This is a genomic window from Paenibacillus sp. MCAF9 (assembly GCF_052114265.1).
GTDB lineage: Bacteria > Bacillota > Bacilli > Paenibacillales > Paenibacillaceae > Pristimantibacillus.
This window is the reverse complement of sequence record NZ_JBFREL010000044.1, coordinates 12,616-29,103: the sequence shown is the minus strand read 5'-3', so window position 1 is coordinate 29,103 and position 16,488 is coordinate 12,616. Positions and strand designations below refer to the sequence as shown.

12 protein-coding genes are annotated in these 16,488 nt (G+C 45.2%); 9 read left to right on the top strand and 3 right to left on the bottom strand.

Translation table 11 applies throughout. From position 1 onward, the window contains the following. Nucleotides 1-4 precede the first annotated feature (4 nt). Together AB4Z45_RS31080 and AB4Z45_RS31075 are read left to right on the top strand one after the other, a co-directional pair. Nucleotides 5-7,084, top strand: coding sequence for an S-layer homology domain-containing protein (locus AB4Z45_RS31080; RefSeq protein WP_441913345.1), 7,080 nt, complete (start codon nucleotides 5-7; stop codon nucleotides 7,082-7,084). A 317-nt stretch (nucleotides 7,085-7,401) separates the two neighbouring features. After that, on the top strand, nucleotides 7,402-7,653 hold the full coding sequence (locus AB4Z45_RS31075) for a hypothetical protein (RefSeq protein WP_441913343.1): 252 nt from the start codon (nucleotides 7,402-7,404) through the stop codon (nucleotides 7,651-7,653). 208 nt (nucleotides 7,654-7,861) lie between these two features. Here the strand turns inward: AB4Z45_RS31075 and AB4Z45_RS31070 are convergent, their stop codons facing one another. Together AB4Z45_RS31070 and AB4Z45_RS31065 are read right to left on the bottom strand one after the other, a co-directional pair. Continuing rightward, nucleotides 7,862-8,128: a translation initiation factor 2 gene (locus tag AB4Z45_RS31070; RefSeq protein ID WP_441880531.1), complete on the bottom strand. Its 267-nt coding sequence runs from the start codon at nucleotides 8,126-8,128 to the stop codon at nucleotides 7,862-7,864. A 324-nt stretch (nucleotides 8,129-8,452) separates the two neighbouring features. Then, entirely contained in the window at nucleotides 8,453-9,046 is a 594-nt protein-coding gene (locus AB4Z45_RS31065; protein ID WP_441913341.1) for a ferritin-like domain-containing protein, read from the bottom strand. 437 nt (nucleotides 9,047-9,483) lie between these two features. On the opposite strand from AB4Z45_RS31065, the gene AB4Z45_RS31060 reads away from it, so the two are divergent. The 7 genes from AB4Z45_RS31060 to AB4Z45_RS31030 all read left to right on the top strand — a co-directional run bounded on the left by AB4Z45_RS31060 (nucleotide 9,484) and on the right by AB4Z45_RS31030 (nucleotide 15,302). Then, nucleotides 9,484-10,641 carry a nucleotidyltransferase domain-containing protein gene (locus tag AB4Z45_RS31060; RefSeq protein WP_441913339.1) on the top strand — a complete coding sequence of 386 codons (1,158 nt, stop codon included), beginning with the start codon at nucleotides 9,484-9,486 and terminating at the stop codon, nucleotides 10,639-10,641. Between the two features lie 136 nt (nucleotides 10,642-10,777). After that, nucleotides 10,778-10,924, top strand: coding sequence for a hypothetical protein (locus AB4Z45_RS31055; protein ID WP_441913337.1), 147 nt, complete (start codon nucleotides 10,778-10,780; stop codon nucleotides 10,922-10,924). A gap of 101 nt (nucleotides 10,925-11,025) precedes the next feature. Continuing rightward, nucleotides 11,026-11,820 (top strand): hypothetical protein, encoded by a 795-nt coding sequence (locus AB4Z45_RS31050; protein WP_441913335.1) that lies wholly within the window; start codon nucleotides 11,026-11,028, stop codon nucleotides 11,818-11,820. After that, nucleotides 11,817-12,095: a PqqD family protein gene (locus AB4Z45_RS31045; RefSeq protein ID WP_441880541.1), complete on the top strand. Its 279-nt coding sequence runs from the start codon at nucleotides 11,817-11,819 to the stop codon at nucleotides 12,093-12,095. Before AB4Z45_RS31050 ends, AB4Z45_RS31045 begins: the two co-directional genes overlap by 4 nt. Continuing rightward, nucleotides 12,088-12,531 (top strand): signal peptidase I, encoded by a 444-nt coding sequence (locus AB4Z45_RS31040; protein WP_441913333.1) that lies wholly within the window; start codon nucleotides 12,088-12,090, stop codon nucleotides 12,529-12,531. The genes AB4Z45_RS31045 and AB4Z45_RS31040 overlap by 8 nt, the downstream gene beginning before the upstream one ends. A 37-nt stretch (nucleotides 12,532-12,568) precedes the next feature. Beyond that, on the top strand, nucleotides 12,569-14,803 hold the full coding sequence (locus tag AB4Z45_RS31035; protein WP_441913331.1) for an ABC transporter ATP-binding protein: 2,235 nt from the start codon (nucleotides 12,569-12,571) through the stop codon (nucleotides 14,801-14,803). 1 nt (nucleotide 14,804) lies between these two features. Beyond that, nucleotides 14,805-15,302 (top strand): DUF1854 domain-containing protein, encoded by a 498-nt coding sequence (locus AB4Z45_RS31030; RefSeq protein ID WP_441913330.1) that lies wholly within the window; start codon nucleotides 14,805-14,807, stop codon nucleotides 15,300-15,302. 819 nt (nucleotides 15,303-16,121) lie between these two features. Here the strand turns inward: AB4Z45_RS31030 and AB4Z45_RS31025 are convergent. After that, a complete protein-coding gene (locus tag AB4Z45_RS31025; protein WP_441913328.1) occupies nucleotides 16,122-16,454 on the bottom strand; it encodes a WGxxGxxG family protein in 333 nt (110 codons plus the stop codon). Nucleotides 16,455-16,488 lie beyond the last annotated feature (34 nt).

Sequence of the window (16,488 nt, the reverse complement as noted above, 5' to 3'; positions counted from 1 at the left end):
TTAAATGAGTAGAGTACGAAAAAAAATGTCAAGGTGGATGACGGCAATGCTGGTATTGCTGGTAGCTGCCACTGGAATTGTAAAGCCTATGCCGGCTCAAGCAGCTCCACCCGCGGCCATTCCGTCGCAAATCACACTGGCTATAGGCGGAGGCGCAGCCGATGGTAAAACGGCTATGGCTTTCAACTGGGTTGCGGACGCGACGGTAAACACATCAGAAATTGTTTACGGCACTTCTCCTGACTTGGCCGGCGGTACAACAAAAAGCGCCGAAGTTGCCACAGTCAATGCTTCAACTGTGACTGGCAGCGTTCCGGACAACAAGCTGGTTAACGTTAAAGAGGTACGTACATATCGTGTAGTTGTTCAGGATCTGACACCAGAAGCCAAATACTATTACAAAGTAGGAAACACAACCAACGGTTATTCCGCGGTCTCCAGCTTTACTGCGCCTGCAGATCCTGCGGCTAGGAAACCGTTTTCTTTTTTGATCACTCCTGATACGCAGGGAACATCCCCAAGCACGTATCAAAACACCGCCGACTTGTACGATTATATCAAGGCGAACCATCCGGATGCCGCATTTCTCGTCCATAATGGCGATGTAGTAGAGGATGCGAGTTTTTCAGACCACTGGCAGTATTTCTTTGATGCCGCTCAAAACCTTTCTAGTACGATGCCGATCATGGCTACCCCTGGTAATCATGACAATTCAATCTATGACAAAGATTCCATTCAGTATACAAACAGATTTAATTATACAACTCTGAAGAGACCAAGCGGTCTGTCTGCGGCTGCTGCTGGAACTGTGTATTCCTTTGAATATGGAGACGCTTTGTTCATCTCTCTTAATTCGTTTGGTCTGAATTCCAGTGATGACGCCGTACAATGGAAATTCTTGGATGATGAGACGGCAGCATCGACCAAAAAGTGGAAGGTCGTAAATCTTCATGCTTCGCCTTATGACCCGGGCTCAAGCCACTATGCAGTGGACAATGTAATCGGTAAAAAGTTTACCGATGCCGGTATCGATCTGGTTCTCGCCGGTCACGAGCATGCCTATGCCAGAACCACATTAAAGACAATCTCAACTGCGGCAGGAACAGGAAGCATTCAAAAAGCGAAGTTTGGCGAAGCACCGACCTATGTCATAGGTGGATCGGTGTACAACTATGCGTACAGCTTGAATGCTACCAAAGACACTTCATGGAACGACTTCTTCTATGACCTTCGTATCAACAAAACAAGTCCAGGTGGCGGATCCATCTATTCACCAGGTGTATATAGCAGAGCTGAGGTTACAAGCAATTCAATCATTTATAAAACGTATTATAAAGCGACAGGCTCTGACAAGCCTTTCCGAGTCATCGATGAATTCACCATTACCAAATCGGGGAACGAGATCTCCCAGCCAACAGGCGGCGGCAAAGTGCCTGCCTCGGTGACATTTATGTTCGACAACTTCAATGAGAATACACGCAAGACGGTGAAAGACAAGTACATTGCCCGCTTTAACTGGGTAACTCCAGTAACAACAATGTCGACGCAGCTCTTTTATGCGAAAAAATCCGACTTTGACAGCAACGGCGGCAAGTTCACGGATTTTGTTTTGGGAACCAATTTCACAGTAGATTTGAGGAGCAATATTGAGAATTTGAAGTATACAGGCGCAGGGACGCAATACTCAGTCGACCCGGTCCAAAGCCATAAAGCACAAACGGCTGTCCTCGAGCCGGGGACGGAGTATGTGTACAGCGTAGGTGACGGCGTTCAAAATGTGACGAGCGTTACAGCGCCTGCCAGCTTCATGACACCTGCCAGCAACATCGATACTTTTAACTTCAACTGGATTTCCGATGCCCAAGCAAACGATACCAGAGGTTATGCAGCAACGCTCGATAGTTATAATAAAATGAGTAAAAAGGCGCTGACGCAAGCCTTTACAGATTTTCCGGATGCTGCGTTTGTCCTGAGCTCGGGCGATCAGGTCAACTTTGGTTTCGACACATGGGAATGGGATGCATTCTTTGAGGCCAATCAGGATTTGTTCTCGAAAGTGCCGCTTTACATGGCGACGGGCAATCATGAGTTCGATGGAGCGGGCAACAGCTGGGCCAACAACAGCTGGACTCCTGTGGACCCTACGCTGCAGAACTTTTTGGGCCGCCACAATCCGCCTAAAAATGGCGCATCCTTTTACGGTGGCGGCGAAGGCACGGAACGAATGGTTTCGGGTATGACGAAATTACAACTCGAATCCAGCAACTATTATTTTGTACATGGCGACACGCTGTTCTTGGTGATGGATTATCAGGATCAGAGCACCGCTGCGCAGATCAAAGCACAGCAAGACTGGATGAAAGCTGTCGTGAAACAAAATCCGACCAAATGGCGCGTTGGAATGTTTCACAAAACGTTGTTCGGATATCGGATGGCCTCTCCTGTAGCCTCCTGGACGAACGCTTTTGATGAAGCGGGAATTGATGTGGTGCTGATGGGACATGACCATATTTATGCCCGCACCAAGCTTCTCGCAAGCGGCAAAGTCGTTGCAGAGTACGGCGACGGGACAACCTATCTAACGAATTACTCTGCAAATAATGACAACCGTGGATCGTTATACAAAGAAAATCCTGCCATTGCGTACGTCGATATTAGAGAAGTCGGACGGGGATTTGCCAATATTTCGATTTCGCCTGATCAAATTAGAGTGACAAGCAAAGGTTTCGATAAAAACGATGAACTGCAAACCGGGGATGTTGACGTGCTGGTTACCAATAAACCACGTACTTATGATTTGAATGCCTGGAATTATCCAGCGGTTCCGCAGGAAGTCGATGAATTTACGATCACGAATATTGCCGTCAACGGGTTTGCCAAAGAAGGGCAAACATTGAATGCCTCGATTACGCCGGCGAGCGCTACTGCATCCTTCAAATGGGAAATCTCGAAGGACGGTACGTCTTGGACGACTATCGCAGGAGCAACAGCTGCTAATTACGCGATCAAAGCGGCGGACGTAGGTTCATATTTGCGAGCTGTTGCAACGGGAACAGGTTTTTATAACGGAGTTGTTACCAGCACAGCCACAGGCAAGGTCACTCCGCTTGCCGGCAGCGGCTCAGCAAAAATAAAAATCAAAACAGCAAACGATCTGGTTGCACTGTCACAGAAATTTGGCACGCCTGAATATCCGTTTGACGGGAATTACGAACTGTCGGCGGATATTGATATGACAGATGTTACGTTTACATCGATCGGCAGAGACACGGTTCCAAAACAATTTATTGGGACATTTAACGGAAAAGGTTATATCATTCGCAATCTCAAAATTTCGTCCACTGACACTAGCACGGGCTTCTTCGCTTATATCGGAACTGGTGGCAGAGTAGTAAATCTAAATTTGGCGAATGTAGACATAACCGGTATGAATAGAACTGGAATTATTGCAGGGGTATCCAGCGGTACGATTGAGAACAGCTATGTGGACGGCAAAGTAACCGGTACCGGTTATACAGGCGGTATAGCAGGGCTGCTTTATGCGGGCACATTGCAAAACACGGTCATGAACGCAGATGTTAGCGGGACCACAGCAGGCGGCTTAATAGGAGGCACCAATTATAACGGTTCTGGTTGGTCGCTTATTCAACAAACAGTTGGAAATGTAATTTTAAATAACGATGTGAGAGGTAAGGTTGCAAGAATCGGTGCAACTCAATATACCGGTGGTATTGTCGGTGATATGGGCGGCGGTTCGGGCAGCGTGCTTCAGACCCTTAATGGCAATACATTCTCATCTGAAATTATTGGAAATCCTACGAAGCTGCTCGCAGGCTATTGGTCAGGCAGCAGGCCGATCGTTGAATCCAATCAAGTGAACTACTATGACAGCGCAAAGTTAAACACAAGCGGCATACCTTCGGGAACCGTCTCTGCTTTTGTAGCGAAGTCGGCAGCTGATTTTGCACAGCAAGCAACTTACGTGGCTTTGGGTTGGGACTTTACGAGCATTTGGAAATGGGATGCCACGAATAACGCACCCGTGCCTCGCGTTCTTGATCTTGGCGGGGGCTCGGATAATATAACAATCAAAACTTCAAGCGATTTGGTTGCATTGTCGCAGAATTTCGGTACGCCTGAATATCCGTATGATGGGAATTACGAGTTGTCGGCGGATATTGATATGAAGGATGTGGAGTTTGCCGCGATCGGCGGAAAAGACACATCAAAGCCATTTATAGGCACGTTCAACGGAAAAAGATATACGATAAGCAATCTCAAAATTTCAACGACAAACAGCAGTACAGGTTTCTTTGCCTACATCGGCAATGGAGGCAAAGTCGTAAATCTGAAATTGGTGAATGTCGATATTACCGGTGGCAATAGCACAGGTGCTATTGCAGGAACTTCCATGGGCACGATTGAAAACAGCTATGTGAGTGGTAAAGTCACCGGTGGAAGCATTACTGGCGGTATTGTAGGTACGCTCCATGCAGCCACTTTGCTAAATTCCTTCGTATCTGCAGATGTGAGTGGAACAACAGTTGGAGGCTTGATTGGCGGTACAGGTTGGAACAGTGCAGGTTCGCCTATTCCCGTTCGATATGAGACTTCGCCAACCGTCATTCTGAATAACTATGTGGGTGGAACGTTTAATAAGCTTGGCACATATTCCGGTGCAATGGTTGGCGATATGGGCGGTTCTGCTGGAAATCTGCTCCAAACCTTAAATGGCAATGTGGTAGCCAATGCAATTAATGGACCTGCTCCTGGTCCAATCGCAGGGTATTGGTCCAGCAGCAGGCCAATCGTGGACTCCAATAAAGTCAATTACTATGACGGAGCGCGTTTAAGCACTAGTGGGTTGCCTTCAGTGATTATCCCAGCATTTGCTTCAAAGTCGGCTGCTGATTTTGCGCAGCAAGCAACCTTCGAAGCCTTGGGATGGGACTTTACGAACGTATGGTATTGGGATGAAACGAACAGCATTCCCGTGCCTCGAGTGCTTAATCTTGGTGAGGAAGAAGAAGGAACAATCTCTGCTCTAACTGTTACCGGTGGAACGGTTGAAGTAGACGGTGCTGCCGCAGGAAGTTCTGCACAGGTTGAGGAAGGCTCGACGGTTATAGTAACTGCGGCTGTTCCAAACGGACAACGCTTTGTAAAATGGAGTGCGGCAGGGCTTGCATATGGAAGCAACACAACAAATCCACTGACATTTACGATGCCGGCAAACCCGGTTTCATTGACGGCTGAATTCGAAATTGAACCGATGACGAACGCGGATTTGAGTGATCTTACAGTGGACGGCACGACAATAAGTGGATTTAATGCGAATACGCTGAGTTACACGCTGAATGTGCCGAACATAAAAACTTCCGTGACGGTAGCAGCAACCGGGTCCGACTCGAAGGCAACTGTCGCTATCGCAGGAGGCAGCAACCTGGTTGTTGGAGACAACACGATAACGGTTACTGTAACGGCGGAAGACGGAGAAACAACGAAGGTCTATACGATAATCATAAAGCGCGGGACAGCGGGGATGTCTTCCAATGCCGAACTGAGCGATTTGAGAGTGGACGGCACGACAATAAACGGATTTAACGCCAATACGTTGAACTACACGTTGGATGTGCCAAACGTTAAAACTTCCGTGACGGTAGCGGTATATGCATCTGACACGAAGGCAACTGTCGCTATCGCAGGAGGCAGCAACCTGGTTGTTGGAGACAACACGATAACGGTTACTGTAACGGCGGAAGACGGAGAAACAACGAAGGTCTATACGGTTATCGCAAAGCGCGGGGCAGCGGAGCTGTCTTCCAATGCCGAACTGAGCGATTTGAAAGTGGACGGCACGACAATAAACGGATTTGACGCCAATACGTTGAACTACACGTTGAATGTGCCGAATGGTCAAACTTCCGTGACGGTAGCGGCAACTGGGTCCGACTCGAAGGCAACTGTCGCTGTCGCAGGCGGCAACAGCCTGATTGTCGGTGACAATGCCGTAACGGTAACCGTAACGGCAGAAGACGGAGCGACGAAGAAAGTATACACGATTACCGTACAACGCGCCGCTGCCACGACAGGCGGAGGAGGAACGACCGCACCTGCAACTGACAGCAAACAAACACTGCCTGCGGGCACAGGTGGGACGGCCCAGTTCGAAAAAAATGCCGTCACCATCGTGGTTCCAGCCGGAGCATCGGAGAAGCAATTGACGATTACGGTGGAGAAGGTGATCCAAACCTCGCAGCTCGTAACGAACAAGGACATTCTACTTAGCCCGGTCTATGAAATTCTGAAAAACTTTACAGAAAACTTCTTGAAACCGATCACGATCACGATAACGTTCGATTCGGCAACAGTCGGAGCGAATCAGATCGCTTCTCTCTTCTATTACGATGAGGTGAAGAAGGTTTGGGTGGAAATCGGAGGGACGGTAAGCGGCAATCGGATTACGGCGGAAGTCGATCACTTCACGAAGTTCGCTGTATTCGCCGTAGCGAAGAAAGAGCCTGAAGAAAACACAGGTGCAGGCGCAACGTTCAGCGATGTAACAGGCCACTGGGCGGAAGCAAGCATCAAGAAAGCGGCTGCGAAGGGCATCGTCGACGGTTATGCTGACGGAACATTCAGGCCGAACGGCGAGATAACGCGCGCCCAATTCGCGGTGATGCTGGCCCGTGCTCTGAAGCTGGAAGGCAATGGAGCAGTACTGGCGTTTACCGATAAGGAACGCATCGGCGACTGGGCGAAGCAAGGCATCGCACAGGCCGTGAAAGCTGGCATCGTGAACGGGTATAGCGATGGTAGCTTCAGGCCGAACGCGAAGATCAGCCGCGCCGAGATGGTGACGATGATTGCTAATGCGCAGGGTCTGACCGCAAAAGCCAATGCGGCAACTGCGTTCGCGGATCATGCCGACATTCCGGCATGGGCGAAAGCGGCAGTATCAGCAACGGTTGAGAAAGGTATCGTTCAGGGCATCGGTGGAAATAAATTTGCGCCGAACCAAACGGCAACGAGAGCACAAGCAGCAGTCATCCTGCTTAGAGCGCTCGAGATATCCAGCAATTAAAGCTTTATCCCTCTTTAAAGCCAGGCCCCCGTTAAATTAGCCGGGGGGCCTGAATTTTATAACAGCACCGGACGGTTTCCGAGAGAGACATTCACAAAACTGAGAAAGCATTTGTCGCAGCGTTGCTTATTACCAGTTAATTACTCAAACTGCATAAGTAATATAACTAAAAAATAAGGAAGGGGCTGTCTCAAAAGTCATAGTTGACTTAGGGACACCTAAGACTGAAGCGAACGCCAATCGGTACGCGTTCCCATTACAATTATGAGCGAATACATACTCAATGGTTATGAGCTGATTAAAGGTGGTTATTTGAATTGACTGAAAAACAAGAGAATCGGGGCGGAACCCGAATAGGTGCTGGACGAAAAAAAGGAATTAATAAACGCAAACGGCAAATCTCCTTGTTTCTGACTGATCAACAGTGGGAAGCACTAGAGATGGAAGCTGAAGCAGAAAACAGCAGACTTGGAACCTTCATGAATAAGAGGGCAGAAGCTTATGCTAATGAACTTATCGATAAGTTAGAGTTAGAAAATCATAATGAATTAAATAAAAATAGCGAGTAGACCAAGTTGGTTTACTCGCTATTTTTGTATAAACAATATCAAATTGTTTACTTTTTGATTTTATAGGTGCTATTAAACAAAAAATATTCAATGAGGTCATCAAGAATTGGCTCTTTTTTACTGCAGCAATAGACAGGCCAGTGATTCCATGAGAAACAAATTGAACTATTTTAATTATAAGGATTGTGAAAAATGAAATTAAAAAGCATTATTTAATGTTTTTTTTGAATTGTTTTAATTCAGTTAATAAATGGTCTAACTGTTTTTGCGATGTTTCTAACTGTTTTAAATGTTTATTTTGGCTTTGAGAACTCTTGTTACTGGATTTCACTAATGCTTCTAGGGCAAGACCAGCAGCGATTGCTGTTATACTATCTCCTAATGTCGTGATGGATGCTCCAATAAATGCAAGTTTAGCAACCTGAATATCTGTTGTATCAGATGTTCCATTTAATTCGCTTTTATTGTTGTTCATAGTCATTCTCTCCCTGCGTAGATCAAAAGTTAAAGGATTCCTTAATACTCACAACATATGCAATTAATGTGGGAAGAGGTACCTAGTTTGATTTAACTCGATGAATAGTTGATGTACATGGGCTGACTAGATTAGCTTGTTACCCTGGCAATGTAATCACTCTATTTATTGCCTTAAAGAGGTAAGGAGTTACTACTTTGATTCAAGCATCAGCGTAATTACGGAGAAACTTGACAAGGAGCAAGTGGAATATGGGATTGTATGTTAGATACCAAACCATGTAAAAAGAAAAGCAGAAATAGGAATCGGCTTCTGATAAATTAATTAGTGGTGATTCATAAAATACAAAAACCAAACTGCATGATTTTGTTCATCTGCTGCAGCTTGTGTAAACAAATCTTTAATAACAGGATTATCAGTTTTTCTTGCTATCTCATGATAAAAATCAACAGTTTCTTGCTCAGCATTAAATGCTACAGATACTCCTTTTTGAAAATCTGTTTGGCATTCCTCTGTTCTTTCTGGAATTGGTTGTTTTCCAGTTAACCATGTGTATATTTGCGAAAACATGTTAAAATGTCTAATTTCATCATTTCTTATTTCGAGTATTTTATTTTTAATATCAGCGGTTGGAGCTTGATTTGCCAGTTGTTCATAGCAGTAAATGGCAGAATATTCTCCATTTAAAGATTTTGATAATTCTCCAATACCAATAAACATCATATCTTCAGAAGGATTTTGTGTCTGATTTAACGCAAGAAAATGTTTTTCAACTTCATTTAAGTGTTTGCGGTATTCGCCGCCATAGTAGAGATGCAATGGATGGTCCATATATTCATATTTATCAGCAAGCATTTTGTAAGTTGAAGCCAGTTTCAAATGATATTGCCATGCTAATCTATTACTTATTCTATTCAAAAGATTCACTCCTTAAAATTAGGCTCAAACCCATCATATGCAGTTACCTATTAGTGGGAGTGGGCTTTCTCAATAGGAACATCACTGAATATTGAGGAACGTAGGAGGGGAAGTATTTGCAAAGACAGATGAAACAATCCAGTTGGAATGATGGATTCAAACGGCGACGAAAATACTATTTCTTCCCTTCAAACAGGTGATCGGAATTAGAAGACTGTCTAGATAGTCTGATTGCCTTTTTTTGGAGGGTCTTTTCGTTTTATAGGTGGTGAAATGCTATTACTGCGCGGTGAAGACAAGCGCTTTATCTTTGCAACGAATAATCGATTTATCTTCGAAGATTAGAAAATTTTCTCAATTGGCTTCGTACGCATACCCCCACAATCGACATTATAAATCCGAAACTAGTTTATTAACGAAAGTGAAGGGAGCGGCTCATGAAACAATCGAAAGCAGTAACGCTTATAAGCCGGATCTACCAAAACCAACATCCGTTATTTGATTCCGAGGAGACAGCTAAAGCAGCAATTGACGATATCGATATTTTCCAAATCGCTCCCCAAGTTTATTATTTATTGAAGAGCAGCGGCTTATTGGAGGCCGTGCCTTCCGAGCACCGAAGCAGGATTAAATCGGGCGTGGATGCTGTTTTGTTTCAAAACATGCTGATCCGCTCCGAGATGTACAAGCTTCTTGATGCGTTTGAGCGTTCAGGAATTCAAGTGATCGTGCTGAAAGGCATTCGTTTGTCTGAACGTTTTTTTGGACATTTTTCGGGCAGGGGAACATCCGATATCGATCTGCTTGTACGTCCAGAAGATTTGGATAAGGCGGTTGCCCTATTGGAGCGCCATGAGTTTATCCGGTATATAGAAGACGATGCGGATCATTTCCATATGCTGTTGAATAAATTTTATGCGAATGAGGATTTCCCGCTGCTCGGGGTGGAGCTGCATTGGAATATTTTGCGCGAACATGTCTCGGATACGGATATGAGCTGCTTTTGGATGGATGCAGAACCGATTTCTCCCTATCAATTGGTGAAGGAGCTTTCGGCCAAGGACACCTTTTACTACCTATGCCTTCATGGCTATAACCATAATATGTTATCACTGAAGTACGTTATCGATATTTTGCACGTCCTGAGATGCTGCAGCGCAGAAATAGACTATGGCCAGCTCTTTGCACAGGCAAAGAGCGATGGGAACTATGCCAAAGTACTTATTGCGCTGACAATTGTCTATGACTTGTTTCCCGAGCTGCATGAAACCAAGCCGCTAAACGTACGGAGACGCTGGCCGCTTTGGAATATCGAACTGATGCGAAATGCCCAATTCGGGATCAGAAACTGGCGATTTTATGGCTTCCATCTGTTTTCTGCCTTCGTCGCCTACGATTCGGTTAAACAACAGTGGGCGCATCTGCGTTATTTACTGCTGCCGCCAAGAGATTATGCGTTAGACCTATTAAAGTATGCCAATAGATCAGATGTCCCGGATTCGAATGAGCCGATGAGCAAAATCTATGCCAAAATCTATAAGAGAAGACTACAATTTTGGATTCGAACCATTCGTGCCAAACAAAAGAAGAATTAAATCGAATATTCTTGTTTTATATATACAAAAAGCAGGTATTAATACATTTTATCATAGTATTATTTTACTAAATTTCATAAATATCATTGACTATCACTATAATATGACATAAATTCCTTGAAAGGAGGTGAATGAAATGAAAAAATATGAAGCTCCTAAAGTACTTACGCAGCATATTGTCGAATTTGGAACAGCGAGACCAAGCGATAAAGTCGGTGGCTACGAATGGTGCCAAAAACGTAATTTTAAACCTATGTTTTGCAGGCATTATATTGGAGGCTAACTAGAAAGCAATGATAGATTTTATCAGAGAAGCGGAGCTAACGATCGAGTTTGCTCCCTTTTTATTCTCAGGAATAACTTCTGAAGAACGGGCGGCGCATAATGACGTACACATTGCATACACAGGTCGGCAGGAGTTCGATCGATTTTCAAATTCAAACTACCTTTTTATATGATGAATTGACCGCGCGTTTTCGTTCCTTTAATGCTAGTGGAAATCTTGAAGCGCCTGACATTCAGGTGGAGGTCTACGACTTTTACGGGAAACCTTTCGACGACGGTCCTGTCGAGATTCAAGAGAACGGCGGCGAATATATCTATATCCGTGCGGACTATAAGCTGGTGACAACACCTGATTACAGTCAGGCAAAAATTTATGTTCACGATGACCTTGCACTCAAGCACGCCTTAATCAATCTCTACAGCGCCTGGCTGATCTATCGGCGCGCAGGGCTGCTCATCCATTCGTCATGCGTGGTGGAGGATGACCGCGCTTGGATGTTCGCCGGGCCATCGGGAGCAGGCAAGTCGACGGTAGCTGATCTTTCCGTTCCCCGTCCTATTCTTTCCGATGAGGCTACGCTCCTATTGTTTGAACCGGATGGTTCGATTACAATCCACGATTCCCCATTTCGGAGCGAAATGGAAGAAGCATGCGAGCTTCCAAGCAGTCCCTTGGCAGGCATTCATTTTCTGATCCAATCGCAGGATGTAAGGCGGGTAGATATCCGCAAAGGCGACGCGCTGATTTCTTTGCTGGATAAGGTTTTTTATTGGGAGCATAACAAGCTGGAAACGGCAAAGATGATTGCACTTTGCAAGCAGGCAGCAGAAGGCGTACCGGCTTATGAGCTATATTTTCAGAAAAACGATACCTTTTGGGGAGTGATATCATGACGATAATGGTAAACCAAACACTGCTGCGACGGGAAAATATCGAGACGGCTGAGCTGGATGGCGAGTGGCTGCTGCTGAACATCGACACCCACGCCATCACGAAAGTGAACGAGCTTGGAGGTTATATTTGGTCGATTCTTCCCGAATTTCCAACTGTCGCAGAGCTGGCCGAAAAAGTACATACCGAATATGGCGTTGAGATGGAAGTTGTCCTCGATGACGTTCAGGCGTTTGTTGAAATGCTGATTGAGGCCGGACTGCTAATAAATGCATGATTTGACGCCAATTATGTCAGCAGTAATCCAGCGAACCGGAAAGATCGAGCTGCCCTCTGCGGGTATCAGCATGTATCCCTTGATCAAGGAAGGAAACGTAAGCACTTTCTTGTCCGTGCAACGGGAAAAACTGAAAATTGGCGATATCTGTTTATTTGTTACGGACCAAGGTGCGTTGATCGGACACCGGCTGTACGCCGTAAAGCAGGACGGGTCAAAGGAATTATTTACCTTCAAGGGAGATACATGCTATGAGCCGGATGATCCCGTACCGTTCACTAGCATTCTGGGTCGATGGTCCGGCGTTCGCCGTAACAACCATTTTCAAGCTGCGAATCATTGGAGATCCAGGCTGCTTGCTTTACTGGCTTTGCGTGTACCAAAATGGCACAAAGTGATTCGATGGTGCGCAGTAAGAAACGAGCGTTATATGTAACTGCCGGAGAGTGACATTAAAAAAGGAGTATTTTAAATTGAAAACGGAGAATGCGAAGCGGGAAGCTGGTGAACCTGTTAACGGCGTCGCAGTCGAACAACAGGATACGGAGAATCCATGGCTCCGTATAAGGGCAGATGTGGATTTCAAACTACGACGATTTTGGCATTACGAGGTTGTTTTCAAGACTTTAACCATGGAAATGGTGGACGGGCAAGGGAAAACCATCATGACCTTCCATAAGAATAACATGATCGATGTATCCGTTCGCGAGGCTTTTGGCGGAGCATCGTTTTTTATTATAACCGGTGATGGCGAGATAGAAGCTGCGAGATTCTCGCTTCCGTACATTGAACCTTTCCGACAGGCTGTTCCCGCGATAAGGAACTGGCTGGCGGAAAGGGACGAAACTGGAGGTCTAGCCCTCCCAGCTCTAGAAGAAAGTACGGAAACGTATAGATGCTCAAAATGCGACAAAACCGTCTCTCCCGGTACAAGCAAGTGTTTAAACTGCAGCAGCAAATGGTCCATGCTGCGCAGGTTGGCGGCTTATTGTACCCCGTACCGAAGCCCCATGCTGGTAAGCGCGCTGCTGCTTGTTTTATCCGTAATTATTGAAGTGATCCCACCCTATTTGATCAAAAAGATTGTGGATGAAGTGGCCAAACCGTCTGGAAGCTTGAACGTGCTTTTTGCATTGGCAAGCGGTTTGGCCCTTGTACAGGTGTTATCTGCTGCGATGCAAGTCATTCGAAGCTACCTTGGCGTTCGAATAGGCGGGAAACTGGTAGGGGCGATCCGCCGGGATATGTTCGGCGCTTTGATGAAGTTTTCGATGCGCTTCTTCGATCAACGCCAGGTCTCTCAATTTATCGGCCGTATCCAGGATGACACCGATGAATTAAAAGAATTTTTGACAAACGGCATGGTGTATCTAGTCACGCAGATGCTGCTCGCCGTAGGTATCCTGTTTATGCTATTCCATCTGAATTGGCAGCTGGCAGCGATGATTCTGATCCCGACCCCATTCTTGTTTGCCGGATTCTATTGGCTGTGGAAGAGGCTGAGCTCACTTTGGTATTCGCAATGGCAATCTGCTTTGCATGTCAACAATGTGATTGGCGAAGCGCTACAAGGCATTCGAGTCATTAAAGCCTTTGCGCAGGAAAATGCTGAGAAAAACCGTTTTGACAAGGTGAATAATCATTGGATCAATCGTACGATTTCCTTCGGTAATCTTTGGCTTGGCGTATCTCCGATTTTTACGGTACTGACGGCTGTGTTCGGCATCGCTGTTTGGTATTTGGGAGGACGATCGGTCATGTCCGGCACCATGTCTATCGGAACATTGAGCGCCTTTACGACCTATTTGCTCATGTTCTTCGGGCCTGTTCAAGCCTCCGGACAGCTATTAAGCTGGCTTAACCGCTCGCTTGGATCGGCCGAACGGATTCTCGAAATCATCGATGCGAAGGTTGATGTCCCTGATAAGCGGGACGCGGTAGAGCTTACTTCCGTTTCAGGCGAGATCCGCTTTCATGGTGTACGTTACGGGTATGAAGTGGAACGACCGGTGCTAAAAGATATTAACCTCACTATACGTCCCGGTGAAATGATCGGGCTGATTGGCCGCTCCGGTGCAGGGAAAACGACTCTCATAAACATGATTTGCCGATTTTATGACCCGAATGCTGGAAGCGTTGCGCTTGACGGGCACGACTTGAGAGATATCCGGCAGGAGAGTCTCCGGAAGCATATTGGCGTCGTGCTTCAGGAAACGTTTTTGTTCGATGGTACGATTGCCGAGAACATAGCCTACGGCCGTCCGGATAGTCCGCCGGAGACCATTATCGCAGCTGCCCACGCCGCGAATGCCCACGATTTTATTTGTCGTCTGCCGGAAGGCTACGATACGCGTGTCGGGGAACGTGGACACCGTTTATCGGGCGGGGAGAAACAGCGTATCGCAATTGCGAGAGCGCTGCTGCTTGACCCTGAGATTTTGATCTTAGATGAAGCGACAGCATCTGTTGATACGGAGACGGAGCGGCTCATTCAAGAAGCGTTAAGCCGCTTAATCCTGGGAAGAACCACTATCGCGATTGCCCATCGCCTATCCACTTTACGTCATGCAGACAGGCTTGTAGTCCTCGACCAAGGCCGCATTGTTGAAATGGGGACGCATGAAGAGCTTTACGCGAAACAAATGCATTATTATCGTTTGGTCGAATCGCAAAAACAAACAGCGAAAATACCATCGGAGGTCGGATAAGATGAACCCATTATTCTTTTTAAGCCGCTCGGAGCTGAGTCAAATCCGTTTGTTCCGATCTTCTGAAGGTATTTTGCATTTGGAGCAGGAAGGTAAGGGGGTTGCCCGCGTAACACTTATTCGCAGTTTTCCGTATACAATGCCCGACAGGTTCATCTCGGTTCGCTCGGCGGAAGGGCGTGAAATTGCAATGATACAGGATGTGAAGCTTCTCGCGGAAGATAGCTTTCAGGCGGTACGAGAAGAGCTTGACCGAAATTATATGATTCCTGTCATTAAACAAATCCTGACTGTTAGAAAAAGAGGCAGCGAGTGGTATATGCAGGTCGATACGAATTATGGCCCGGCAGCATTGGTCATGGATAACCTTCATGAAAATATCCAACCCGTAACGGAAAGCCGCTGGATGGTAACGGACAATGAAGGACGCCGCTTCGAACTGTCCGATTTGGAGCAGATGGATGCCCGAAGCCGTGAATATTGGAAGAAGCTGATCTGATTAACGGTTTGTAAAAGTCAGGAGGTATTCGTTTGGAAATCAAAGGGTCATCCTCTTATCGGATGCCAAGAATATGAGCCGATTAATGACCGCCTAAATCGCGGTTTTTTTTGTTTTATCGGTACATATTTTTTTCAAATAACAATTAATATGAAGAAAACTATAGATATTTTCATTCCACACATTCTTCGCATGAGATTACAAAGAACATATATTTAATGTGAATAGTTATTTACTCCTAATGGTTGCTGGCTATTCATGTTTGAATAGACATGTACCTGTGAGTTAGTTGTTTGTGTATGCGAAATTTGGTTACAGATATTGGAGATTTGTTGTAGTTGTTGTAGTGCCATTTGATGTCCTTAAACTATTTCATAATTTTAATACAATTTTGTTTGGAACAAAATTGTCGTAGACCATCCCAATTACCCCATATACAACCTTTACAATTATTGGGTTGCTTAGGTTTGAATATTATTTCTTTAATCAATTAATTCTGACCTCCCAGATTTGTTCAGTTCCTAATTTGAAATAATATATCCAACTTTATATTTCATATCCAAAGTGTATCAGAGCATTTTTCTGGGTTATAAATTGATTGTTAGAATAAGAAGAATTATACCCCATAGAGCTAGGATTTATTTTTGACACTAGCTGTTTTATCCTCTTTTATGGGTTGACTTATAACTTGCATACAAGCACAATTATCCCCATTTACGACTTTATTAATGTGTTCGAGAGTAGATAAATAATGCATTAATAATCGCAAACAAATACCCCCAGTGTAACTGAGGGTATTTAAGTAATCTAATTCAACATTTAAGCACGATCACGATCACCATCTCGAGCACGATTTCTAGCACCGGCTAATCCAAGTAAACCTAAAAGGCCAAGCCAACCCCAATTTGAACCACGATTATCTGATGTTGCATTTGTTCTATAGTTGTTAGCGTTCAAAGATGTATTGTAATTATTGGTTCGATAATTTTGATAGTCATCTGTATTTAATGCACGATTAGTGTCATTAGTGACGCGATTGACATCGTAACGAAGCTCTTGTCCCGGTGTATTAGCGTTACTTTCCGCTGATACAGAAATTGAATTGAACATCATTAAACAGCTGATAAAGCCAATTAATAAAATATTTTTCATTTGATTACCTCGCTCTGTTTCGATTTTAATACAA

What these genes read in the sequence shown, in the direction of transcription:
- AB4Z45_RS31080 (WP_441913345.1), top strand. Translation starts at nt 5, where the DNA reads ATGAGTAGAGTACGAAAAAAAATGTCAAGGTGGATGACGGCAATGCTG.
- AB4Z45_RS31070 (WP_441880531.1), bottom strand. Translation starts at nt 8,128, where the DNA reads ATGAACAACAATAAAAGCGAATTAAATGGAACATCTGATACAACAGAT.
- AB4Z45_RS31060 (WP_441913339.1), top strand. Translation starts at nt 9,484, where the DNA reads ATGAAACAATCGAAAGCAGTAACGCTTATAAGCCGGATCTACCAAAAC.
- AB4Z45_RS31055 (WP_441913337.1), top strand. Translation starts at nt 10,778, where the DNA reads ATGAAAAAATATGAAGCTCCTAAAGTACTTACGCAGCATATTGTCGAA.
- AB4Z45_RS31050 (WP_441913335.1), top strand. Translation starts at nt 11,026, where the DNA reads ATGACGTACACATTGCATACACAGGTCGGCAGGAGTTCGATCGATTTT.
- AB4Z45_RS31045 (WP_441880541.1), top strand. Translation starts at nt 11,817, where the DNA reads ATGACGATAATGGTAAACCAAACACTGCTGCGACGGGAAAATATCGAG.
- AB4Z45_RS31040 (WP_441913333.1), top strand. Translation starts at nt 12,088, where the DNA reads ATGCATGATTTGACGCCAATTATGTCAGCAGTAATCCAGCGAACCGGA.
- AB4Z45_RS31030 (WP_441913330.1), top strand. Translation starts at nt 14,805, where the DNA reads ATGAACCCATTATTCTTTTTAAGCCGCTCGGAGCTGAGTCAAATCCGT.
- AB4Z45_RS31025 (WP_441913328.1), bottom strand. Translation starts at nt 16,454, where the DNA reads ATGAAAAATATTTTATTAATTGGCTTTATCAGCTGTTTAATGATGTTC.